Here is a 24,582-nt window from a genome sequence, read left to right on the forward strand (position 1 = left end):
TAAGAGTCACAGGTTTAAGTCAGCCTTAAATGACAAATATAGTAAAAAAAGATTAGCCATTTAAGACTAATCTTATTATACGAGGAGCAACATTACTTACATTCACTACACAATCCTTGTATTTCAATTGTATGGCTTATAATTTCACAGCCAGGTAATTGGTCTGCAAAGAACGTCATAGGACATGAATTGATAGCGATCGTTTTACCACAATTCGTACAAATAAAATGATGGTGGTGACCTAAATGTGGATCACAATGCTTTCTAAATACCATCTCACCATTTATCTCTGACGTCTCTAAAAAATGGTGGTCTTCAAATAATTTTAGATTACGATAAATAGTATCGAAAGAAATACCTGGGTATAGGCTTTCTAATCGTTGTTGCACCTCTTTTGCACTAAGGTAATAGGCACCTTCTTCATCGAAGACATTTAACATATCAGCACGTTTTTTCGTATATTTAAAACCAGCTTCGTGTAGGGCTTGCATAGAATCCTCTACAAAATTCATAGTTATCACTCCAATTCCCACTTATTCTAACACGTATTGATTACGATTTGAAGCCATAATCATTGGGCTGTGTCGTATCGAAATGGCGAATTTGTGATTCGATATGCGCACGTTCTTCTTCTAAAAATGGTGGTAAGGACAATGACTCACCAAGCGTTTCATATGGCTCATCGCCCATAAATCCAGGTCCGTCTGTAGAAATTTCAATTAGAATATCTCCAATTCTGGCATATAAGGCTTCAAAGAAGAAACGATCGACCAATCCCGAACTTGGTAAGCCAATTTGTTGATATTTATTCACCCAATGTTGAATGGCATCATGATCAGCTACACGGAATGAAACATGATGGACTTCACCATAGCCTTGTAACCCGGGTGGTGTAACTAAATCTTTACGTAAAATTACTTGACCACCGTTACCACCGTCTCCGACTTCAAATAAAGCCTGTTTACCATCATCTGCTATTTTTTTCATACCATAAATTTCTTCAAGAATTTTTCCAAAGTCCTCAAAATAAGATACCGAAATTTCAATCGGCCCTAATCCATAAATTGCTTTATCAGTTGGTACTGAACCGTTTTTCCATGGTTTTCCAGCCGGAACCCCCTTATTATTTTCATCTGAGAAAATTTGTAGTCTTTGACCGTCAAAATCCTCGAAGCGGAGCACTTTTTTATCATAAACTTTTTGAATCTCTTCTGTTTGAATGTCAAATGATTTCAATCGCTCTTCATAATAAACTAAAGCTTCATCATTCGGTACTCGCAAACCAATACGAGAAATTGAATTTGTACCATAATAACCACTTGGAACACCTGGGAAATCAAAAAAAGTTAAATCTGTCCCCGCATTCCCTTCATCATCTGCAAAGAAAGTATGGTAAGTATGAATATCATCTTGGTTAACCGTTTTCTTAACTAAACGCATACCTAAGATGCCTGAATAGAATTGGTAATTCTTCTCTGCGCTGGAAGTAATCGCTGTTACATGATGAATACCCAATAAATCGTTTGTCATTTTTGTCGCTCCTATAATATAAATACTATTATCATCTTTTATTTCGAATTCGTAATATAACACTAACATAATCGCTATTCGAATTCAAATCAATTTAACTCAAATGCTATCTGCAACTTTTCTGTGGTAGAATATACATAATAAAACCATTTTGGAGGCAAAACGATGAGTCAAGATATACCACAAAAGCCAAAGTATTTCCTTATTTCAGATGCAGTTGGATCTCTAGTGAATGATATTTTCCAAAGTGTGTCAGTACAATTTCCCACCGTCGACTTTGACGTGACCAATTATCCATTCATCCAGCATGATGATATGCTGTTACCAATTTTGAAACAAGCAAAAATTGAACAAGCAGGAATTGTTGCTTCTTTTATCAATAAAGATCTCAACCAAATTGCTGAAGATTACTGTGAAATGGCAGGGATTTTTTATTTAAATGTCCTTGACCAATTAATGGATCAAATTGTGCATCAAACAAATGTGAAGCCTTCCGGAAAGCCTGGTATTCGCCACCAATTAGACGATGAATACTACAAACGTATAGAGGCGTTAGAGTTTGCAGTTAACAATGATGATGGTCAACAACCAAAACGTTTTATAGATGCTGATATTGTCTTGCTTGGTATATCTAGAACTTCAAAAACCCCTTTGAGTATGTATCTGGCAAATATGGGATATAAAGTAGCTAACTTACCCCTCGTGCCAGAGTCTAGAATTCCAGACATCATTTATGAGATTGAAAGATCCAAAATCATTGGTTTAACTAATGATGTGAATGTATTAAATAAATTCCGGCGTGAACGTATGCGGTCATATGGTATTGAAGATGCGAGTCTGTATACAAATGATGCTCGTATTGAAAAAGAACTAGCATATGCGAATAAATTATATGAGGAATTGAATTGCCCTGTAATCAATGTGGCAGACCGGTCTATTGAAGAAACTGCAACATTAATCATCATGTTTTTCAATTCTACAAAAAGTCAAGAAATACAATAAATAACCAATGAATTTTAGAATATATGCACAAAACGCGCATGAGGTTAAAAATCATGCGCGTTTTTGTATCTTCAAAAAGCTATTCATAGAATTATTTTTTTATCATTACTTTCATTTCAGCTATCAGTGTTTCAATAGTTTTAATATTCAGTTCATCCATACGTGCGGGTAGCCCTTCAATAATTTCTTTACAAATCATTGGATTGGCATAGTTAGCAGAGCCTATTTGAACAGCTGTTGCTCCAGCAATTATCATTTCTAATACATCATCAATATTTCCAATACCGCCTACACCAATGATAGGAATATCTACTACTTGTGCAACCTGACGTACCATTCTTAAGGCCACATATTTCAAGGAAGACCCAGACAAGCCACCAGTTAATCCACCTAAAACAGGTTGTCTTGTTTGGAGATCGAATGTTTGACCAGTAATTGTATTGATCATCACAAGGGCATTAGCACCCGCAGCCTCCACCGCTTTTGCAATTACCGTAATATCTGTTACATTAGGCGTTAACTTTACATAAACAGGCAAAGTCGTTACAGCTTTTACCTGTCTAGTTAAATCTGCTGCTACTTCTGGATCAGTACCAAATTGTAGACCACCTAATTTAACATTTGGACAAGAGATATTTAGTTCAATAGCCTTTACATTCTCAGCTTTAGATAAAGCTTTAGTAGCTTCAACATAGTCTTCAACTGTTGATCCAGCTATGCTTTGAATAATGGGTACATCAAATTGTGCTAGATTAGGTAATTTTTCTGCTAAAACACTTTCTACTCCAGGGTTTTTGAGTCCAACTGAATTTAGAATGCGTTCTCCTGAGTGGTAGTAACGAGGATATGGATTTCCTTTTCTAACTTCTACAGTTGTTGATTTGTCCACTAAGGCACCTAAAATGCTTAAATCATATTTGTCTGCAAAGTCTTCTCCATAACCAAAACAGCCAGACGCTGGCATTACTGGATTCTTTAATTCTAAACCTGGTAATTTGACGCTTAAACGTGACATAATAGCCTCCTTAAATAACGTTTGATACGCATTATTGTTGATAAACAATATTTCCCTTATAGATAGTCAACACACACATACCATATACTTCTTCACCATTAAAAGGTGTCACTTGTGATTTTGATAAATAATCTGCTGGATCAATTGTATAGGCCTGTGCTAGATCAAAAACTGCAATATCTGCTGAACTCCCAACTGATAATGTAGTTGAGGGTAAGTCGAATACATCAGTTGGTGCTATAGCCATCTTTTCAAGTAAAAAGGCTAAAGACATGACACCTGTCTTCACAAAATGCGTGTACATCACTGCAAACGCTGTTTCAATACCAACAATTCCAAAAGGTGAACCCATAAAACCGTTGGCCTTCTCAGCTAAAGTGTGCGGTGCATGGTCAGTAGCGACCATATCTAAGGTTCCATCCAATAAACCTTCTAATAAAGCTGCTTGATCCTCTTCACCGCGTAAAGGTGGATTCATCTTATAAGTAGCATCGTCAGCTGGGATATCTAGTTCATTTAGAATTAAATGATGTGGTGCGACTTCTGCTGTCACATGAACACCTCGTGCTTTACCGTCACGAATGGCCGCGACAGATGCCTTTGTGGATACGTGACAAACATGGTAATGAACACCTGTTTCCTCTGCTAAATGAATATCACGGGCAATTTGACTAGATTCTGTTGCATTTAAGATACCTGGTAAACCAAGTTCCTTATTCTTGATTCCCTCATGCATTACACCACCGAATAATAGACTCTCATCTTCAGTATGGGCTACGATGGGCTTATGTAAGCGAGCAGCTTCTTTCATAGCTAAGTACATAGTGCCAGCCGTTTGCACACCAAACCCATCATTGGTAAAGGCAAATGCTTCTGGCATTTTGGCCATATCCACCAAGTCATCTGATTTTAAATCAGCTGTAATCGGTGCGTATTGTAAGACCTCAATTACTGCATCTTCGTCAATCAGCTTTTGAATTGCTGATAACTTTTCTGGTGTATCAGGAGCTGGATTTAAATTAGGCATAGCTGCGACACGTGTGAATCCACCCCGCGCAGCTGCTTGACTTCCAGTTAAAATCGTTTCTTTGTCTTCAAAACCTGGCTGGCGAAAATGCACATGCACATCTGTTAATCCCGGTGTCACAAGTTTCCCGTCAACATCAATCACCTGATCTGAGTCTGCAACTTCAAAATCTAATTTGTCACTTACTGCTATAATTTTTTCCCCATCAATCTTTAAATGAATATCAACTAATTGATTCTCTTTCGTTACTTGTTTACCATTTGTGATTATTAAGCTCATCATATCTTCCTTTCAATACCCATTCTAAAATAGCAATACGCGCAAAAACACCATTCGACATTTGTGAAACTATGCGACTTTTCTTACATTCTATTAATTCATCAGCAATCTCTACGTCCCGGTTAACGGGCGCTGGATGCATTATGATTGCATGATCTTTCATCGTTTGGAACCGTTCACGCGTTAACCCAAATCGCTCATGATAGTCTTTTTTCTCAAAAGGTTTATCACCATTAGGATGACGTTCTAATTGAACCCTAAGCATCATTACCACATCGGCTGCTTTTACAGCAGCATCCACTGACATCCATTCACCATATTTTTCGTAGCGCTTATCGAAGTATTGATCTGGACCAGCAAAAATGACATTCGCACCTAGTTGATTTAACATCATCATGTTAGATACTGCTACTCGTGAATACATGATATCTCCAATAATAGCGACATTTAGATCAGTAAAGTCACCGAATTCTTCATAGATTGTCATGATATCGAGCAATGACTGTGAAGGATGTTGGCCAGTTCCTGAACCCGCATTCACCACTTGTACATCTAAATTAACCAATTGATCAGAATAGTTAGGATCTGGATGACGGATAACCACTACATCTGCACCAATTGCTTGCATGGTTAATACGGAATCATACAAAGACTCCCCTTTATTTACTGATGATGTCGTTACATCAAAGTTCATTTGGTGCATGCCAATTTTGTGCTCAGCCATTTCAAAACTCATTTTTGTTCTCGTTGAATTTTCATAGAACATATTAACGATCGTTCGGTCACTTTTAAAACGATCTCGTCCATGTTTAAAGTCAGATGCACGTCTCACTAGCATCATAAATTCTTCATTCGTAAATTGCTCTACAGATAAAAAATGTCGCATCAATATACCTACTTTCATAAAAAAAGTGCCCATAGACCCCTGTCCACAAGCACTTCACTAAGTGAATATACTAATCCCCAAAAAATTAGTTCACATAGTAAAATCACTTGTAGCCTCTCGGACCCACTTAAAGTAATACACTATGGTTATTTAATTAAAACCTCATCTTTTTCATCAACTTCTTTTAATGCGACAACAACCTCTTCTTCGCTAGCAGTTGGGATATTTTTTCCGACAAAATCTGCGCGAATTGGGAATTCTCTGTGTCCACGATCAACTAGCACAGCTAAAGAAATTTCAGCAGGTCGTCCTAAATCAACACAAGCATCCAAAGCTGCCCGCGTTGTACGACCTGTATACAATACATCATCTACTAAGATAACTTTTTTACCGGTTAAATCTGTACCGTCTTTTGCTACTTCAATAATCTCTTTAGCGTCATCACGGTAACCTTCAATATTGATTTTTTCAACAGGAACAGTCCCTTCGATTGCTTCTATTTTAGTAGCTAAACGTTCAGCTAGTGGCACACCTCTAGTTTCAATCCCAACCAGTACTAAACGATCAATACCTTTGTAACGTTCGATAATTTCATGAGATAAACGTGTCAAAGCGCGGCTAATCTCTTTTTCATTCATAATGACTTTTACCATAGTATGACCCCCATTTTTGCTCTAAGTATGAAAAAAAGACTACTTCCTAACTTGCGTACGCAAAAAGAAGTAGTTTCTCCCCCATTTGGTTAAAACTGTACGTATGATGCCTTCTTCGTCTCTCTGGACGCAAGTTAAAGGTTTTTTCATTTATGTTGACATCATTATAACGCATAAAAGGAATAAATCAAGTATTAAATGAAGGTTGCGAGGCCCGACGCTAAGGTTGGAAGCGGTCAAAAATGAGACTGGGACAAAAATATCTCAGTCTCTCTTTGCTATATAAAAGATGTTTATAATCAGGTTTCAAAAGTCAAAATTGTCCGAGACTTTCTAAAAGCATCAATAACATGTCGATATTGTTCGGCTGTTGGTCCAGTACGGCAATCCTAAACGACTTTTGTCTCACCTTCATTCTGGAGTGAATTTAAGTTATTCATGCACACCTGACTTAAAGAACAAACGCCCTGATTCAACTAATCAGGACGCTTACCTTTTCTTTAAATTGCATTCTCTTCAAATAACATGGCAAATTGACCCAATAAAATAACATTTGTATTTGTAAAATAGTCCATAAAATTCTGACGTTTATTTGAGAAAACAACCATCAACCCTAAAAATGGTATTGTTTTTAAAATAATTTTCCCTAATCCTTCTCGAACTAAGCAAGTCATAAAAGATAACTTGTACTGTTTGTTAGTGACAACTTGCAGGCCTAGTAAACCTTTACCAATCGTTTGGCCATTCGTCCAGTATGTGGATAAGGTAAAGTAAGCAATGAATACAAATTGATCAACTAGGTATGTAATAGCTACCGGTAAATTACTATACATACCTGAAGAAACGGCATTTAATACACCTGTAACTAAAGACCGTAGAGCGTAAACAATGACTAAATCAATTATAAAAGCAACAAGACGAATCCAGAAACCGCCGTAAAGATTACGTGCATAACCTGAAGTAATGTCTGCTTCTAAATTACGACGATAGTTCGAAAAAATTTCTTGTGGTGAAGCTTGCAAGGTTTTCACTTTACGATTACGGCGTTTCTCCTTAAAATCTGTTTCTACAGTCCCTTCATATAGACGTTCGTTCAGTTTCGGTAATTCAACGCTTTCCTGATGCTTTTTAGTTTTTTCTCGTCGTTTAAACATCTTACTCACCTCCATACATATAGTAGAATTGAGGTGTTGAGGTATCTTCTAAAACCTCTAAAATTTGTGTCATTTCATCAGCTGCATTCATTTCTGCTTGTCCTGTGAATAGCTGCTTATCCGTTAATAGTGACGTGAAGCTTGTTATCCATGATGTTGCAGAAGTCGGTGTATAATCTACAACACTAGCGGTTTCTAAGTTATGGTCTGCTCTAAGCGCTGCTAACGCATCTTTTTCATAACCAATTTGGTCAGCTAAGCCATTTTCTACAGCTTGACTACCAGTATAAATGCGGCCATCAGCTAATTTTTTAACATCATCCGTAGACATGCCACGACCATTAGCCACAATATCAACAAATCGATTATATTTTTCTTGAATAAAACTATTCAACACATCCTTCTCAGCATCAGAAGCGCCTCTATAAGACGAACCCAAATCTTTCATGGCACCTGATTTATAAGTATCCATAGAAAGTCCATGTTCTTCCATGAATCCTGAGAAGTTTGGTACTTGCATGATGACCCCAATGGAACCTGTTGTCGTTTCATTATCTGTATAAATTTGATCCCCTACCATAGAAATCATGTAACCGCCAGATGCGGCCATTTGGCCCATGGAAACATAAATTGGAAAATCACGACTTTCTTTTAAATCCAGTAAAGCATTATATAATTCTGTACTTTCATACACACCACCACCTGGTGAATTAACGGTTAGTAATAATCCCTGAACTTCATCATTTTCTTTAATTTCTTCGATTGCTTCTAGAATGCCTTGGTAATCCATCCCCTCAGAAAAATAGCCAGCCCCAGCATTGTCCATTATTGTTCCATCAACTTCAAGGACAGCTACTTGACGATGAGCATCACCAGCTTCAATGGTATTTTGTGAAGTTGAGAAGGCTTTTGAACCCTCGGCAAATAGATTATTCATATTTGTTTGACTGGTCAACTGATTTCCAACAGCTCCTAGTGCAAGAATAATGACAGCTACAATTGCTAGTATCCATGATTTTTTACTCATTAATTTAATCCTCCTCCAAATGAAAAAAGTAAATATATGTCTAAGTATATTCTACCATATGACATATATTTACTCTTCAAAATTGTGGTATTAGAAAAATTTAAGTTTATGCTTTCAAAGCATCACTGCTTTTTAGTCAAAATCAATAGTTGTAACTGATAATGATAACTCTTCTAATTGTTGTTCTGATACTTGGCTAGGTGCTTCAGTCAGCGGATCAAATGCGCGTCCATTTTTAGGGAAAGCAATGACTTCACGAATATTTTCTTCGCCCGCTAATAACATTACTAAACGGTCTAAACCTAGGGCTAATCCGCCATGTGGTGGGAAACCGTAGTCTAATGCATTTAATAAGAAGCCAAATTGTGAAGCGGCAGATTCCTCTGTAAATCCTAAAGCTTTAAACATTTGCATTTGCATTTCTTTTTGGTAGATACGTAGTGATCCACCACCGATTTCATAACCATTTAATACAATGTCGTATGCTTGAGCATATACATCTTCTGGATTTTCAGCTAACTTATCAATATCTTCTTCATTTGGCATAGTGAATGGGTGGTGCATAGCGTTAAAGCGTTTTGTATCTTCATCATACTCAAGCAATGGCCAGTTTGTTACCCAAAGGAAGTTAAATTGATCTTTATCCATCAAGTCTAATTCACGACCAAATTTCAGGCGAATTTCAGATAATGATTGGTTCACTACTGATTCTTTATCAGCTACGAACACTAAGATATCACCAGTTTCAGCTTGCAAGCGCTCCATTAATGGTGCTGGGTTGTCTTTGAAGAATTTCCCAATAGGACCTGATAAACCTTCATCCGTAACTTTGATCCAAGCAACACCCTTAGCACCGTATGTAGATGCAAATGGCGTTAAATTATCTAAATCTTTACGAGAATAGTTATCCCCTGCACCTTTAATATTGATGGCTTTAACCATACCACCATTCTCAATTGCTTGATTGAATACTTTAAATTCGTATTGATCAACGATATCTGATATCTCTACTAATTCTAAACCAAAACGCGTATCTGGTTTATCATTCCCATAGCGAGCCATTGCATCGTCATAAGTAATGATTGGGAAGTTTTCGGTGATATCAATATTCTTAGTACGTTTAACGACTGTTTTTAACATACCTTCTACTAAATCACGGATTTCTTCCTGCGTTAAGAATGTAGTTTCTAAGTCAATTTGTGTAAATTCAGGTTGACGGTCACCACGTAGATCTTCGTCACGGAAGCAACGTACTACTTGATAGTAGCGATCCATACCAGCTGACATCAACAATTGTTTAAATAATTGTGGTGATTGTGGCAAAGCATAAAATTCACCAGGGTGTACACGTGATGGTACTAAATAATCACGAGCACCTTCAGGCGTAGATTTTGTTAAATATGGTGTTTCTACCTCGATAAATTCTTGATCATCAAGGTAGCGGTGAATAGTAGATACCACTTGATGACGTAATTTCATATTGTTTGCCATTTTTGGACGACGTAAGTCAACATAACGATATTTCATACGAATTTCGTCATTTACATCAATATCATCTTCCACAGGGAATGGTGGTGTTTTTGAAATGTTTAAGATTGTTAAATCTGAAACCATCACTTCAATATCACCAGTTTTGATTTTCGGGTTAGCTAACCCTTCACCACGTAATACGACTTCACCGGTAACTTCAATTACATATTCCGAACGTAAACGTTCAGCTTCCGAAAATTGGTCACCTAAGTTTTCTACATTAAATACAGCTTGAACGATACCTTCACGGTCACGTAAATCAACAAAGATTACGCCCCCAAGGTCACGACGTTTTTGTACCCATCCTTTTAATGTAACAGTTTGTCCAATAAATTCATTAGACACATCTCCACAATACACACTTCGTTGCATTATATGCAGCTCCTTTTAATTTAAATCTATTTATTTAATTCTTTATAAATTTCGGTAAAATCGTTGGCAAATCTTTCTAACGGGTAAGCAGCTTCTTTACCAGACGCCATGTGCTTAATCGTGATTTGATTATTTTCCAATTCGGATTCACCAATGGTCACAACTAAATCTGCTCCTAATTTATTAGCATCTTTAAATTGTTTTTTAGGTTTAGCACCAGAGAAATTCCGGTCTGCTGAGAAACCTGCGTGACGAATATGCTGCATGATCTTCATAGCCGCTTCATCTGTTCCTTCACCGATATTCACAACATAGACATCTAATGCATGCATTTCAGGTACTGCTACCGCTTGAGCTTTCATCAATAAAATCAAACGCTCAATACCTAACCCAAAACCAAATCCAGGTACAGACTCTTTACCATCTGAAATTTCTTGAACTAAGCCATCATAGTTACCACCACCACAAATAGTAGTTTGGGCACCGAATACTTTGTCTTCAGACATGATTTCAAAAATAGTATCTTGATAGTAATCTAAACCACGAACCATATTTGAATCTATTTCAAATTCAATACCTAAAGCAGTCAATAAAGATTGTACTTCATTAAAACGTTTTGTCGATTCTTCAGAAAGGTAATCTAGAATCGATGGTGCATTAGCAACAATCTCAATATCTTTCTTATCTTTAGAATCTAGCACACGTAACGGATTTTTATGTAGACGTGTTTTTGAATCTTCTGACAATTCATCTGTAAATGGTGTTAAGTAGTCAATAAGCGCTTGACGATACGCTAATCGTGAATCTATATCTCCAAGCGAATTGATCACTAATTTAATGTGTTGAATATTGAGTGATTTAAATAAATCCATTGCCAAAGCAATCGTTTCAACATCTTTAGCAGCGCTTGCTTCACCAAATACCTCTACACCAATTTGATGAAACTGGCGTAAACGTCCACTCTGTGGTCTTTCATAACGGAACATTGGTCCCATATAATAAACTTTATATGGTTTCACTTGTTCTGGCGCATATAGTTTATTCTCCACATATGCACGAACTATCGGTGCAGTTCCCTCAGGTTTCAAGGCGATATGGCGGTCACCTTTATCATAAAAGTCATACATTTCTTTAGATACTACATCTGTTGTCTCTCCTACACCACGGGAAAATAATTCATAGCTTTCAAACATGGGTGTACGAATCTCGAAATAACGGTATTGGTCTAATACTCTTCTGGCAGTCTCTTCAATATAATGCCATAGATTCATATCTTCAGGTAAGATATCAGCAGTCCCTTTTGGTCGTTGAATCACAATACCCCTCCTTTAAAATAAAAAATAAAAACGCCCTTACATTCCATTATCTAGAATATAAGGACGAGTGAACATCGTGGTACCACCTTAATTTCAACAGCTCTAGCTGTCGCTCGACGCGTAACGTGCGTGACGGAATAGCTTTGCACTATTCTCCTCCAGAGTGTTTAAAAATAAATGACATTGAGCATTCTCACCACTTAGCTCTCTCTATAAATGTCGACAATTATTCTTGCTCTATCATCGGATTATTCGCTCTAATATTATATCAAAATAAAAAAAGTGTCAAGATGTGAAATTTTGTAGTTGTTCATTCATTCTAAGAACGGTAAACTGAATGATAGTAATGCCAAATTTTAGAAAAAATATAACTTTATCTACCGGACAATCCGGTAAATGACAGAGGTGTACACAAATTGACAGATCATTTTGAGAACCACTTCCAACAAAATAAGGTAGCCTATCTACTTTACCTTATTTTCATTTCTGGAATCGTTGGTCTCTCCTCTTTCCAATTATATCAATACAATAAATCATCTTATCGAGAATTATCAACCACCATTGTCAACCTTCGGGAAGGGCCAGGTATCACATACGATATTAAAGGACAAATTGAAGGTGAAAATCCATACCGGATATTAAGCCAAGAAAACAATTGGTATTACGTGTTATTAGACAACAACGAAATCGGTTGGATACCTACATGGCTAGCAGATAACCAAGATATTGATGCAACAGATTTTATTGCTACAACTTTAAAAGATGAAATGAATATTTATGAAGACAATACCGATGATGCTACGATTTTAATGACCACTGATAAAAATGAGAAATACCAAATTTTGCATCAAGCAGATGGTTGGACTCAGATTCAACTTGCTGGTGAAATCGGTTGGGTAAAACAATCCGAAATCGATATCACACCAGGAACAATTGCTTACGAAGGGGATACAACCATCACAGAAGAAGAGCAATCAACTTATGATGAATTCTTAACGGATTATGATTTCACCGTTACAGCAACAGCAGATGGTGTGAATATCCGAAGTGAAGCTGATAAGGATTCTGATATCTTAGCTAAAGGTGCGCTAAACGAACAGTTTGCATACCTTGGCCAAGAGAATGAATACTACCATGTACGTTCAGTAGATGGCACTGAAGGCTATATCGTTAACTGGTTATCTGACAGCGACTCTACTGCTATGGCAGATGCTGCAAAAGCTGCTGAGTCAACTAGTAGTTTAGCTGGCCGAACAATCGTTTTAGACCCTGGACATGGGGGCACTGATCCAGGTGCAGTAACAGATGGTCTATATGAAAAAGAGGTTACACTTCAAACGGCCCTAACCGTTAAAAAACGACTTGAAGCAGCTGGTGTAAACGTCATTATGACTCGAGATGATGATTCAGATGTTCTTTTATCTGATATTCCTTATATTGCAAACCAAGCAAATGCTGACTTGATGATTTCTTTCCACTATGATGCCATTGAAACGACAGGGGCATCAGGAACCACTGTATACCATTATGGTGATAACTCTATTCCGGTTGCTCAAGCAATTCAAGGACAGTTAATGGAACAATCTGCATTAGAGTCCAATGGGGTTAAGTTCGGTGACTTCCAAGTCATCCGTGATTTATCTGGAGAAGGTGTCCTAATTGAACTTGGTTATATGTCTACACCTAGTGATGTCGCTGTATTTAGTCAAGAAGGCTACTGGAACCAAGTTGCTGATTCAATTTATAATGCATTAACGATTTACTATCAATAATTGATATAGATATAATCAAAAATGAGGCTGGGACAAAAATATCTCAGCCTCTCTTTGCTATATAAGAACATTTATAATTGGGTGCCAAAAGTCAGCATTGTCCGATACTGCCCAAATGTCTCCAATAACATTTCATTATTGTTCGCCTTTTGGTTCAGTACGTCAATTCTAAACGACTTTTGTCTCACCTTCATTTTTTTATGTTTCTTCTGAATCTAAGATAATCGTCACAGGTCCATCATTAATAAGAGAGACCTGCATATCAGCACCAAATTCACCTTCAGCAACTTTTAAACCAAAGTCTTCACGCAAGGTTTCATTTAATAACTGATAGATTTTATTACCGTGGTCAGGTTTTGCAGCATCAATAAAAGATGGTCGATTCCCTTTCTTTGTTCGGGCATAAAGTGTGAACTGAGAAATAGATAAAATTTCTCCAGAAACTTGATCAATATTTAGATTCAATTTATCATCCTCATCGGCAAAAATACGCATATTCGCAATTTTTCTGGCCATGTAAGTAACAGTTTCCGCCGTATCATCATCATGAACACCAACTAAAATTACAAATCCTTTATCAATTTTGCCAATTATCTTATCATCAATCGCTACGTTAGCTTGAGTAACTCTTTGTATGACAATTCGCATTCAAACCCTCCATAAAACTTTCATTGCATAACCATTTTATTCTTTTGCACGAGCAACTGAATAAACATCCGGAATATTTTTCACCCGATCGATTATCTTATCTAATTGATTGACATTTTGAATAACAAAACGCAACCTCACTTTGACAGAATTATCATCATGATTCACATTACCATTAATATTCGTTACGGATCCTGCTATTGGGGTAATAACCTGTAAAACTTCATTTAAGAAACCAGACCGGTCTTCCCCTTCAACCACAATTTCCACTTCATATTGGTTATCCACATTTTTACTAGCATCCTCCCATTCAACTGGAATTAGGCGATTTTTTTCATCTTCAGAAACTTTTACATTTTTGCAATCTCTACGATGTACGGAAACACCTCTGCCTTTAGTAATGTAGCCAACAATATCGTCACCAGGTACCGGATTACAACAATGCGCTAAGCGTACAAGTAATGAGTCTAATCCTTCAACAATTACACCTGAGCTCGATTTAGATTCCTTACGTCTTACATGACTAGGTTGCTTTTGTGATTTGCTTAATTTTTTCTGTTCGCCACTCTCTTTTAAGGTTTCTTCAACAGATTCTCGATTCTTCTCTGCAGCCCTTAACCGTCTTTCTCGTTCAGTTAATCGGTTGGCTACTGCAGTTGAAGATAATTCTCCGAATCCAATCGCTGCGAATAGGTCTTCTTCAGTTGAAAAATTAAAGCGCGCCAGTGTTTTATTGATGTCGTCCTTCTTATAAACTTCTTTAAGCTTAAAACCATGGTTTTCAAGTGTTTCTTCAAGAGCATGTCGGCCTTGTTCTATTGCTTGATCTCGATCTTGTAATTTAAAGAAACGTTTGATTCTATTGCGGGCACGTGATGTTTTTACAAGGTTCACCCAATCACGTGACGGCCCTGCAGAATTAGGTGACGTTAAAATTTCAACAATATCCCCATTTTTCAGTTGATAATTTAAGGGTTCAATCTTACCATTTACTTTGGCTCCAACTGTTTTATTCCCCACTTCTGAGTGAATAGAATAAGCAAAGTCTAACGGATATGAGCCAGCTGGTAATTCAGTGACATCGCCAGTTGGGGTAAATACATAGACTTTATCTTGGAAGATATCCTCTTTTACACTTTCCATAAAGTCCGTTGCATCTTTAGAGTCATCTTTTAATTCTGCGATTTGATTAAACCAATCTAATTGTGCATCTAGAGGTGATGCTTCTACCTTGTCATGGTTACCCATTTTATATGCCCAGTGTGCCGCCACCCCATACTCAGCTACCTCATGCATTTCGTAGGTTCTGATTTGCACTTCTACTGGACTTGGCTGATTACCAACAACTGTTGTATGAATAGATTGATACATGTTCGCCTTAGGCATAGCAATATAATCTTTAAAACGCCCTGGTAACGGTTTCCAGTTGGTATGTACAATCCCAAGCACTGCATAGCAATCTCGAACTGATTCCACTAAAACACGAATAGCTTGTAAATCAAAAATTTGGTCAAATTCTTTATCTTGATCTTTCATTTTGCGATAAATAGAATAAATGTGTTTTGGACGCCCGTAGATTTCAAACTTGCCTGTAATAGCACCTTCAACCTGAGCCTCTAATTCATCAATTGTTGTTTGAATAAACTCAGCTCGCTCATCTCGTTTAGAATCTACCAATTGGACAATTGAATAGTAAGATTCTGGATCTATATAGCGCAGAGCTGTATCTTCAAGTTCCCATTTAATTTGATTCATACCTAAACGATCTGCTAGTGGTGCATAGATTTCTAATGTTTCTGTTGAAATAATGACTTGTTTTTCTGGTCTATGCCACTTTAATGTGCGCATATTATGTAAGCGGTCGGCTAACTTCACCATGATTACCCGTAAATCATTGGCCATAGCTAATAACATTTTACGGTGATTCTCTGCTAATTGTTCTTCATGTGACTTATATTTAAACTTCCCTAATTTAGTCACACCATCAACTAGAGTGGCAATTGTTGGAGAAAAGAAGTAGGCAATATCATCTAAAGAAATCCCGGTATCTTCTACAACATCATGCAAGAACCCCGTAATTACAGTATCTGGATCCATTTTCAATTCAGCAAGAATACTCGCTACTTGAACTGGATGGACAAAGTAAGGTTCGCCTGACTTTCTGATTTGCTCAATGTGCGCGCGTTCTGCGAAATCGGCTGCTTTTTTGACGTAGTCAACTTTCGATTCTGACATGTATGTTGCACATAAAGCTAATACTTCAGCTTTTGTATAATTCTTTTTATTCGGCATGTTACCACCTACTTTCCTAGATTATATGAGTTGTATGTGATTACTATATTACCACATAAATGGCTTAGAAAACCTATCAAGCCTTTAATTCCATCCTAACAACTCAGTTGCAAAAGATAAGGTTGATAATAAATATAAGGGGGCCGTTTCTGTTCGTAAAATTCTTGGTCCCAAACCACATAAATGTACATGATTTAAGTCTTCGGTCAGGCTAGCAATTTCGTCTGGATGAATGCCTCCTTCAGGGCCTGTGATAAAGGCAATCTTGTCTGTAGGTTTAAGTGTGGCATAGGTCTGAGCTAAATTGCTTTTCTCACCTTCTTTTGCGATTTCTTCATAGGCAATGCAAACCTGATTAAAGTCAGAAAGTCTGTTTTTTACCATACTCACACTATGAAGATCTTCAATTATGGGTACAAAGGTTCGGTGAGATTGTTCGGCTGCTTCTTTTGCAATCTTCTGCAAACGAGCTATTTTTTTGCCAGCTTTTTTTTGATCCCATTTAGTCACAGAATAGCGCATTGAAACGGGTACGATTTGTCGAGCGCCTAATTCGGTTGCTTTTTGTACAATGAATTCAAGTTTGTCCCCTTTTGGCAGTCCAACAAAGAGTGTGGTATCAATCGGAATTTCTTTATTTTCTACTCGGTAGTCAACTAGACGAAGAATCGCTTTTTTTTCTTCATTGCCAATAAGTTCACCGATAAATACCTGTTCAGTTTGAGTGACAAGGATCACTTGGTCACCTATCTGCATCCGCATGACATTTAACATATGGTGTGTCGCTTCTTTGTCCATCTCAATTCGTTCATCTACTTGTGCAGTTTTGTTATCAATAAAATATCTTTGCATATTATTCTTTCCCTTTGTGAGCTAAAATACCGTACCACTCACCCATATGCATGATAATATCTACTGTAAAATTATTATCCGCTAATAAACTTAGCATATCCTCTTTCTTATCTTCAAAAATACCTGACAAGATTAATTGCCCATCCAATTTCAAGTTGTTATAAGCCTGCGGAATAAGCGGTTCAAGAATCTCAAATAAGATATTTGCTGTAATGATGTCTACTTGAGTATTGATGTCATTTAGGATATTATTTTGTGCTAATTTAATAGCGTCTTCTACATCATTTAAGGCAAAATTATTACGTGTGATATCTAAAATTGATCCATCATAATCATATGCATCAACCTTGTTGGCTCCTAATTTTTTTGCTGCAATAGCTAATATACCTGATCCTGTGCCAACATCAATAACATCTTCACCACCAGCCATGGCAATTTCTAATAAACGTAAGGCAAGTTTAGTTGTTTCATGAGAACCAGTACCAAAAGCCATACCAGGATCTAAGAATAATGTGGTCTTCTGTGGGTCCAATGGTTGATCATCTTTTTCCCAAATTGGCACAATATCCATAAAACGAGACACATGAATGGGTTCATAGTATGCTTGCCAAGCCGTTTCCCAATCATTATCCTCTAACGGACTGTAACGAATGTCATGAATGACAATTTGTTGGTCAGCAGGTAATTCTTGATTGTAGTTCGCTTGGTACTTTTTAATCTCATTGATGATATCTTCAATATTTTCATCAGCTGAGAAATAACCTAGCACAACCGGATTATTTTCGTATGTACCTGGTGCTGGCTGATCATTTTTAACAGAACCGAAACCATCATCTGACCAATCAATATAATCTTGCTCATCTTTAATAGATACTCCTGCTGAATCTAATCCCCAAAGAATTTCTGTTAGCAAGTTTTCACTTTTATTATCTGTTTCAATTGTTAATTCATACCATGTCATTCGTATCATCTCCTAAATGTAATAAGGTCTCATCATAACGACCAATCGTTCTCCTTGTAGCGATCATTTGGTCGATTTCTTTAGTAGGCCATTGCATCTCCACCGTCATTCTTTCACCAGCAATAAGTTCTTTAATTTGTAACCTAGCTTCATATAATAAATGGCTAATCTCCTGTGCCAGTATTTCTAGATGACCTTTTTGGAAGTATTGCGCATCTTTGGGTTGGATAATAAAAGTCTCGTGCTCACTTTCAATCTCCTTGTAATCAGTTGTGAAAATAAATTTCAACTCCAAATAATCAATTTCATTCAATGGCTGATTATGTTTATTTAAGAAAGTAATATCTTCACTCGTTACCACTGGTAGATACGTTTGTAAAACCACCTGCTTGGATACTGATACATAGGATAGACGCCATGGAAAGTCAATATGACTATTTTGCAAAGCTTCTTCAAGAAATGCGTATACGGTTTGCATCTTCTAATTCCCTACTTTCGTCTTTTTCATTTATTATAATATACACACATAAAAATAACTACCGAGTCAGTGTTCGCTAGCCTACATAAACAATAAAAGTCTACTATAAATTTTGATACAATTTTAAACTATTATTATATTACATTTATTACAAATAGTGAAAGCTGTGCTATAATAGAATCTAGAAATATAAATGATGAGGTGTTATTTAAATGGCCGATCGTAACTTAACGACAAAAGATATTTTACAGAAAGAATTTAAACCTGCCCTTCGTGGTTTCAACACGGAAGAAGTAGATGAATTCTTGGATTTAATTATTCGTGACTATGAGTCATATGAAAAAGAAATTGCCTCACTTAAAAATGAGTTAGAACGTGTTAAACACTCAGCTAGTTCAAGCGATAGTAGCCGTGCTTCTACAAATCAACGTTCAAAATCGACCTCAATCCCCCAAACAAAAGGTACGACCAATTATGATATTTTACGTCGCTTGTCTAAATTAGAAAAAGCTGTTTTCGGTGGCCAAAACCCTAAAGTTGGTCCAACAGCGGATACTAGTGATGATAACGATGAAGACGCAAAAGATCATACGATTATTTTTGAAAATAACTAGTATAATATATAATTTCGTGCTATCATTAGAAGTTGTAAATTTCAGGTAATCGCGGGTATATGCATATACCTGAGGAAAGTCCATGCTCGCACAAGCTGAAACGCTTGTAGTGTTCGTGTTTAGCGAAAAAATAAGCTAAAGCATTCATTTGACGGCAACTGAACCCACTAAGGTCACTGGACTATGTGCAAGTAAGTTTGAAAGTGCCACAGAGACGAGTCAACTATGAAAATAGTTGAATGGAACGCGGTAAACCCCTCGAGCGAGCAACCCAAACATTGGTAGGGGCGCTCTTTGACTGGAAATAAACGGAATAAGAGACTAAATGATTTAGTAGACAGATGATTACCGAACCGGTATTAAACCTGTGATATCGGGGAACAGAACATGGCTTATCGAAATTTACAAACAGGCAAAAGGTTGGATTCTTTTCCAACCTTTTTTTATTGAGACGAATTCGTGGTAAACTAACTTTGAAGAAGAAATGAAGAGTAACCACCTAAAAAAGGAGTACATTATGACAACATATCCACTTATCGCAACTGCTGCTGCAGGAATTGAAGCTTTAGTCGGCAGAGAATTACGTGACATGGGTTACGAAGTACAAGTTGAAAATGGGCGCGCTCGCTTTCAAGGAACCCTTGATGACATTGCGCGTACCAATATTAACTTACGTACCGCTGACCGTATTAAGATCGTAATGGGCGATTTTAAAGCCATAACGTTCGATCAATTATTTGAATCCACTAAGGCTATTCCGTGGGAAGATATCTTACCTATGGACGCTGAATTTCCGGTATCAGGTAAATCTGTGAATTCAAAATTACATTCCGTGCCTAATGTTCAAAAAATTGTGAAAAAAGCGATTGTGAATAGACTTAGTGACCACTATCATAGACGTGGTATGCTACCAGAAACAGGTGCTAAATATCCTATCGAAGTGAGTATTCATAAAGATGAGGCGTTGATCACCATTGACACAACAGGTTCTTCACTATTTAAACGTGGTTACCGTACAGAAAAAGGTGGCGCACCACTGAAAGAAAATATGGCTGCAGCCATAGTGAAATTAACAAATTGGTTCCCTGATAAACCATTCTATGATCCAACATGTGGTTCAGGTACCTTAACAATTGAGGCAGCCTTAATTGGGAAAAACATTGCGCCAGGTATCAACCGCGAGTTTGTTTCTGAATCATGGGATATCTTTAATAACCGTGAATTTTCAAAAGCTCGTGAGGCGGCTAAGGCAGTCATTCGTCACGATATTCAATTAGATATCATGGGAGCTGATATCGACCATCGCATGATAGAAATTGCCAAAGCCAATGCTGAAGCTGCTGGTGTGGCAGACCAGATTGTATTTAAACAAATGCAACTATCAGACTTTACTACTAAGAAAGAATATGGTGTCATTGTCGCTAACCCACCATATGGAGAACGATTAAACGATGAAGATTACGTTCACCAGTTATATAAACAAATGGGAAATCTTTATCGCCCAATGAAAACTTGGAGTAAATATATCTTAACTTCTGACTTGAACTTTGAAGAGTACTACGGGGAAAAAGCTACTAAAAAACGTAAATTATATAATGGTGCGATCCGAACAGACTTGTTCCAATATTGGGGTGCGCGTAAACCTCGCCCTAAAAAAGTTGATATAGAATAGGCACCTTATATAACTATATTAAAAACCAGAATGAAAGTTGATAAGATGCTTTCATTCTGGTTTTTTGTATGAGTTAAGGCCAATGATAAGGTATTATGTGCATACATATGCTGGCTATTCTCTTTACGTATTTTTCATTTTTTTAGCTTCGTGCATTGCTTGGCGCGCTAAGTTATCTGCACCTTTATTTGCTTGATCAGGTACCCACTTAAGTGTGAACATAGAAAAATGATCTAGTTTTTCTAATATATCTTTTAATAGACTTTTATAAGGTTCACGTTTATGGAATCGTTTATTTACAGCATCAAATACTATCTTTGAATCAGTTTGACAAAGTATCCATTCATTTTGTAAATCACGATTTTCAAGTTCGTTTAATAAGTATAATAAAGCACGAAATTCTGCTTCATGGTTATCCATTTCCACAGTTAAAGGGAATTTTAATTGGTTTTGTTGACCATTGTGCACTAAAACAATACCAACTCCTGCTGGGCCAAATTGACCATCTACTGAGCCATCTATTGCTATTTTTAACATCTTATCACCCCTTCACTCAATCATCGCTTGATACAAAGCGCTCACTTATGAAAATTACTCAAAGCTCGCAAAATGTTGCATATACTCATAGAACCAATATTGGTAAATATCTTGAATAACTTGATTATCAATTGATAGTGGATCACCGCTTTCCATCAATTGTCCAATAGCTTCTACCATATCTTCCGGGTCAATTTGTATTAATTCATCGACAAACGGATACATAACGGTATAAATATCATATATGTTCTCCATCAAATAAGCCACCCGATATGGTTCGTGAATATATGCTTCTTCTACATAGGAAACTAACGCTAAAAAATGCGGATGATTTTCGATTTCGAATAAATCAGTCAGTGAAATTGTCCGCGTTTCATCGTAGATATTCTTTAAACGAATTTCTTGATCTTGAGGAGAATGATGGAGAATATACAGTAAGATATCAGATTGAAATACGAAATCTCGATCACGATTTAATAATCCAAGTAGTTTTTCAATAGATACATCATCACTTAATTCCAATAAATGGTTTACTTGCGCTTTTTCAAGAATGGTTAATGGTTTATCCCTAGCCACTAATTGATCAAAGAGTTTTTGTAACCCATATAAGGCTTCAACATTGCTTGCATCTTCGTCATTAGACAGTTCAAATTGTGCCAACTTATTCATCATTTCTGGCACAATGATGATTTGCATAATTGGCGATAAATACCCATGTTGTGGTAAGTTTACTTTCACTTGCCCTTGGATCACTTTTTGAATAAATTGATAGAAAGACTTCCAATCAACTTCAGCTTCTACATCAATTAAATCTGGATCAGCCAATACACCTTCACCGTAAACTTCAATCAGTAATGAGAAAATATCTACCAAGTCATTTTCTAACGCTTCTTCATATAATACACCGATGGTATAATTTCTAAAATCAACGACACTTTTTCTCTTTTTTCGCGCAATCAGTAGCAACTTTAGAGACTCACTCATCTCTCCTGCTTTTATACACTGAATGCTTTCTTCAATATCTAATTTAAATGACCGGTTAAAGTCATGGCTTTGTCTTTTCATTATACGTCCTCTTATTTATTATTTTATTGGGAATCAGCCTATTAAAGACTTCTCTTTCTAGCTTATCTTATCATAATAGAGAATTGATGAATATTTTTATCTGTTAAATAAAAAAAGAAGGGGTCACCTCAAGTCCCTCCTTCTTTTAAAAATAACAAACTATATCCAATTAGAACTGATTAAACCTAGCTTCTTTTGCAGCTAATAAGTCTGATTTTGACATAGCTGATTGTTGGTCAATTTCTTTCAATAACATCTCTTTAATCAATTGCGCTTGGTCATCGTGATCTAACGCTTTTTTTCCATAATGCTCTGGGATAATTTGGTCAATCACTTTAAACCCTAACAAGTCTGGTGCTGTAAATTTCATATATTCACTAGCTTCAGGTACGCGACTAGGATCTTTCCATAAAATAGTCGCAAATCCTTCTGGGGAAAGAACTGAGTACATTGCATTTTCCATCATCCATACCTTATTTGAAACTGCTAAAGCTAACGCACCACCAGAGCCTCCTTCTCCCATCAGAATGGTAATTGTAGGCACAGATAGCCCTGCCATGGTTTGCATAGATTCAGCAATTGCTTGACCGATACCTCGATCTTCTGCTTCAACATCACAAAAGGCACCGGATGTATTCACAATGGTAATAACTGGTCGGTTAAATTTCTCTGCCTGTTCAAATAAACGGATTGCTTTTCGATAACCCTCTGCATGTGGTGAGCCAAAATTTCGTTTGATATTTTCTTGGACAGTATGTCCTTTCTCAGTACCAACGATTGTAACTGCTCGCCCGTTCATTTGACCAACCCCACCAACGATAGCACCATCATCACCGAAACGACGATCACCATGCATCTCATAAAAGATATCACAAATCTTATTTGCTAGCTCTGATGTTGTTAACCGATTAATATCACGTGAAGCTGTCACAACTTCAGCGGGCACTTTATGTGTTATTTCTGCATTTGGTTGCTCGACCATTTTTAATAATTGTTTCATACTAACTTTCAAATCGAGCACCTCCTTTTGCTACGCCGTGCATTTGCAATAGTTCTGCAAGCACAATTTTTTGGCGCCAGCGTTCAACAATCATATCGATAAAGCCATGTTGTAATTGATGCTCTGCCGTTTGGAACCCTTCCGGTAGTTGTTGTCTAATAGTCTGTTCAATTACACGCTTACCTGCAAAACCAATTAAGGCACCTGGTTCAGCGATTGTAATATCTCCTTCCATAGCAAATGAAGCAGTTACGCCTCCCGTTGTAGGATCAGTTAAAACAGGGATATATAACAAACCCGCCTTACTATGATTTTGAACTGCTATGGAAACTTTTGCCATCTGCATTAATGACAAAGTCCCTTCTTGCATTCGTGCACCACCAGAGGCTGTATAAAGGACTACTGGTAGTTGATGCTCAGTTGCATAATTGAACAATTCATTAATTTTGTCACCTAATCCTGTACCCATAGACCCCATCATGAAGAAAGAATCCATGATACCGATAGCAGTCCGGTAACCGAAAATATTACCAACACCGGTTAATACTGCATCATCTAAACCAGTTGTAGCACGTGCTTTTTCCTTCTTCTCTAGATAGCCAGGAAAATCTAGCGGATCATCATTACGACCATCTTTCAACTGGAACATTTCAATGAAAGTGCCCTTATCTACAATATTAGTCAGTCTTTCACTCGATGAAATTCTAAAGTGATATTGACAATACGGACATATCTTCTCGGTTCCAAGGTCATCTGTTAAGATCGTTTGGTGACACTGAGGACATTTTTGCCACATACCGTCTGGCACAAAAGCTTGATTATTTGGATCTTTAGATAATTTTGAATGGTCTTCCTCTGGCATAGGAATATATGCTTTTCTGCGTTTTAATGCCATAATTC

At 37.0% G+C, this 24,582-nt stretch carries 23 protein-coding genes and 1 other RNA gene; 5 read left to right on the top strand and 19 right to left on the bottom strand.

The features are described from left to right. Positions 1-92 precede the first annotated feature (92 nt). Positions 93-512 (bottom strand): Fur family transcriptional regulator, encoded by a 420-nt coding sequence (locus CJ191_RS07420; protein ID WP_070467859.1) that lies wholly within the window; start codon positions 510-512, stop codon positions 93-95. Positions 513-552: 40 nt separating this feature from the next. After that, positions 553-1,530, bottom strand: a complete 978-nt coding sequence (locus CJ191_RS07425) for a ring-cleaving dioxygenase (protein ID WP_102199418.1) — start codon at positions 1,528-1,530, stop codon at positions 553-555. Between the two features lie 165 nt (positions 1,531-1,695). On the opposite strand from CJ191_RS07425, the gene CJ191_RS07430 reads away from it, so the two are divergent. Further along, the gene (locus CJ191_RS07430) at positions 1,696-2,532 is read left to right on the top strand and encodes a pyruvate, water dikinase regulatory protein (RefSeq protein ID WP_102199419.1); all 837 of its coding nucleotides are present in this window, start codon (positions 1,696-1,698) and stop codon (positions 2,530-2,532) included. Between the two features lie 91 nt (positions 2,533-2,623). On the opposite strand, the gene CJ191_RS07435 is transcribed toward CJ191_RS07430, so the two are convergent. The 8 genes from CJ191_RS07435 to hisS all read right to left on the bottom strand — a co-directional run bounded on the left by CJ191_RS07435 (position 2,624) and on the right by hisS (position 11,794). Next, the gene (locus CJ191_RS07435; protein WP_070467857.1) at positions 2,624-3,547 is read right to left on the bottom strand and encodes a dihydroorotate dehydrogenase; all 924 of its coding nucleotides are present in this window, start codon (positions 3,545-3,547) and stop codon (positions 2,624-2,626) included. Between the two features lie 31 nt (positions 3,548-3,578). Continuing rightward, positions 3,579-4,853, bottom strand: coding sequence for a dihydroorotase (locus tag CJ191_RS07440; RefSeq protein WP_102199420.1), 1,275 nt, complete (start codon positions 4,851-4,853; stop codon positions 3,579-3,581). Continuing rightward, positions 4,828-5,739 carry an aspartate carbamoyltransferase catalytic subunit gene (locus tag CJ191_RS07445; RefSeq protein ID WP_083272752.1) on the bottom strand — a complete coding sequence of 304 codons (912 nt, stop codon included), beginning with the start codon at positions 5,737-5,739 and terminating at the stop codon, positions 4,828-4,830. The genes CJ191_RS07440 and CJ191_RS07445 overlap by 26 nt, the downstream gene beginning before the upstream one ends. 146 nt (positions 5,740-5,885) lie before the next feature. Beyond that, on the bottom strand, positions 5,886-6,392 hold the full coding sequence (gene pyrR / locus CJ191_RS07450) for a bifunctional pyr operon transcriptional regulator/uracil phosphoribosyltransferase PyrR (RefSeq protein WP_070467854.1): 507 nt from the start codon (positions 6,390-6,392) through the stop codon (positions 5,886-5,888). Between the two features lie 500 nt (positions 6,393-6,892). Then, positions 6,893-7,546: an RDD family protein gene (locus CJ191_RS07455; protein WP_102199421.1), complete on the bottom strand. Its 654-nt coding sequence runs from the start codon at positions 7,544-7,546 to the stop codon at positions 6,893-6,895. Between the two features lies 1 nt (position 7,547). Then, a complete protein-coding gene (sppA, locus tag CJ191_RS07460) occupies positions 7,548-8,573 on the bottom strand; it encodes a signal peptide peptidase SppA (protein WP_070467852.1) in 1,026 nt (341 codons plus the stop codon). A 132-nt stretch (positions 8,574-8,705) separates the two neighbouring features. After that, on the bottom strand, positions 8,706-10,478 hold the full coding sequence (gene aspS, locus CJ191_RS07465; protein ID WP_180960955.1) for an aspartate--tRNA ligase: 1,773 nt from the start codon (positions 10,476-10,478) through the stop codon (positions 8,706-8,708). A gap of 23 nt (positions 10,479-10,501) precedes the next feature. Next, positions 10,502-11,794, bottom strand: coding sequence for a histidine--tRNA ligase (gene hisS / locus CJ191_RS07470; RefSeq protein ID WP_180960956.1), 1,293 nt, complete (start codon positions 11,792-11,794; stop codon positions 10,502-10,504). A 413-nt stretch (positions 11,795-12,207) separates the two neighbouring features. Between hisS and CJ191_RS07475 the strand changes: the two genes are divergently transcribed. Further along, positions 12,208-13,563 carry an N-acetylmuramoyl-L-alanine amidase gene (locus CJ191_RS07475; RefSeq protein WP_102199423.1) on the top strand — a complete coding sequence of 452 codons (1,356 nt, stop codon included), beginning with the start codon at positions 12,208-12,210 and terminating at the stop codon, positions 13,561-13,563. Positions 13,564-13,761: 198 nt separating this feature from the next. Here the strand turns inward: CJ191_RS07475 and dtd are convergent, their stop codons facing one another. The 5 genes from dtd to CJ191_RS07500 all read right to left on the bottom strand — a co-directional run bounded on the left by dtd (position 13,762) and on the right by CJ191_RS07500 (position 18,794). Further along, a complete protein-coding gene (dtd, locus tag CJ191_RS07480; RefSeq protein ID WP_070467848.1) occupies positions 13,762-14,211 on the bottom strand; it encodes a D-aminoacyl-tRNA deacylase in 450 nt (149 codons plus the stop codon). A gap of 36 nt (positions 14,212-14,247) precedes the next feature. Continuing rightward, positions 14,248-16,503, bottom strand: coding sequence for a RelA/SpoT family protein (locus CJ191_RS07485; protein WP_102199424.1), 2,256 nt, complete (start codon positions 16,501-16,503; stop codon positions 14,248-14,250). A gap of 84 nt (positions 16,504-16,587) precedes the next feature. Further along, positions 16,588-17,355 carry a 16S rRNA (uracil(1498)-N(3))-methyltransferase gene (locus CJ191_RS07490; RefSeq protein ID WP_070467846.1) on the bottom strand — a complete coding sequence of 256 codons (768 nt, stop codon included), beginning with the start codon at positions 17,353-17,355 and terminating at the stop codon, positions 16,588-16,590. Between the two features lies 1 nt (position 17,356). Further along, complete coding sequence (gene prmA / locus CJ191_RS07495; RefSeq protein WP_102199425.1) at positions 17,357-18,316, bottom strand: 50S ribosomal protein L11 methyltransferase; 960 nt, start codon at positions 18,314-18,316, stop codon at positions 17,357-17,359. Next, the gene (locus CJ191_RS07500) at positions 18,303-18,794 is read right to left on the bottom strand and encodes a hypothetical protein (protein ID WP_102199426.1); all 492 of its coding nucleotides are present in this window, start codon (positions 18,792-18,794) and stop codon (positions 18,303-18,305) included. Before CJ191_RS07500 ends, prmA begins: the two co-directional genes overlap by 14 nt. Positions 18,795-19,006: 212 nt before the next feature. Here CJ191_RS07500 and gpsB point away from each other — a divergent pair, with 212 nt between their 5' ends. The 3 genes from gpsB (at position 19,007) to CJ191_RS07515 (ending at position 21,080) form a co-directional block, all read left to right on the top strand. After that, positions 19,007-19,408 (top strand): cell division regulator GpsB, encoded by a 402-nt coding sequence (gpsB, locus tag CJ191_RS07505; protein ID WP_070467843.1) that lies wholly within the window; start codon positions 19,007-19,009, stop codon positions 19,406-19,408. Positions 19,409-19,445: 37 nt separating this feature from the next. Further along, positions 19,446-19,808, top strand: an RNA gene (rnpB, locus tag CJ191_RS07510) — RNase P RNA component class B. A gap of 117 nt (positions 19,809-19,925) precedes the next feature. Continuing rightward, complete coding sequence (locus CJ191_RS07515) at positions 19,926-21,080, top strand: THUMP domain-containing class I SAM-dependent RNA methyltransferase (RefSeq protein WP_102199427.1); 1,155 nt, start codon at positions 19,926-19,928, stop codon at positions 21,078-21,080. Positions 21,081-21,203: 123 nt separating this feature from the next. Here CJ191_RS07515 and CJ191_RS07520 read toward each other — a convergent pair whose 3' ends face one another. The 4 genes from CJ191_RS07520 to accD all read right to left on the bottom strand — a co-directional run bounded on the left by CJ191_RS07520 (position 21,204) and on the right by accD (position 24,577). Continuing rightward, on the bottom strand, positions 21,204-21,617 hold the full coding sequence (locus tag CJ191_RS07520) for a ribonuclease HI family protein (RefSeq protein WP_070467841.1): 414 nt from the start codon (positions 21,615-21,617) through the stop codon (positions 21,204-21,206). Positions 21,618-21,671: 54 nt separating this feature from the next. Next, a complete protein-coding gene (locus CJ191_RS07525; RefSeq protein WP_070467840.1) occupies positions 21,672-22,682 on the bottom strand; it encodes a hypothetical protein in 1,011 nt (336 codons plus the stop codon). A gap of 169 nt (positions 22,683-22,851) precedes the next feature. Continuing rightward, the gene (accA, locus tag CJ191_RS07530; protein ID WP_070467889.1) at positions 22,852-23,664 is read right to left on the bottom strand and encodes an acetyl-CoA carboxylase carboxyltransferase subunit alpha; all 813 of its coding nucleotides are present in this window, start codon (positions 23,662-23,664) and stop codon (positions 22,852-22,854) included. A gap of 19 nt (positions 23,665-23,683) precedes the next feature. Beyond that, positions 23,684-24,577, bottom strand: coding sequence for an acetyl-CoA carboxylase, carboxyltransferase subunit beta (gene accD, locus CJ191_RS07535; RefSeq protein ID WP_070467839.1), 894 nt, complete (start codon positions 24,575-24,577; stop codon positions 23,684-23,686). Positions 24,578-24,582 lie beyond the last annotated feature (5 nt).

This window comes from Aerococcus viridans (assembly GCF_002871935.1).
In the GTDB taxonomy this organism is placed as follows: Bacteria; Bacillota; Bacilli; order Lactobacillales; family Aerococcaceae; genus Aerococcus; species Aerococcus viridans_B.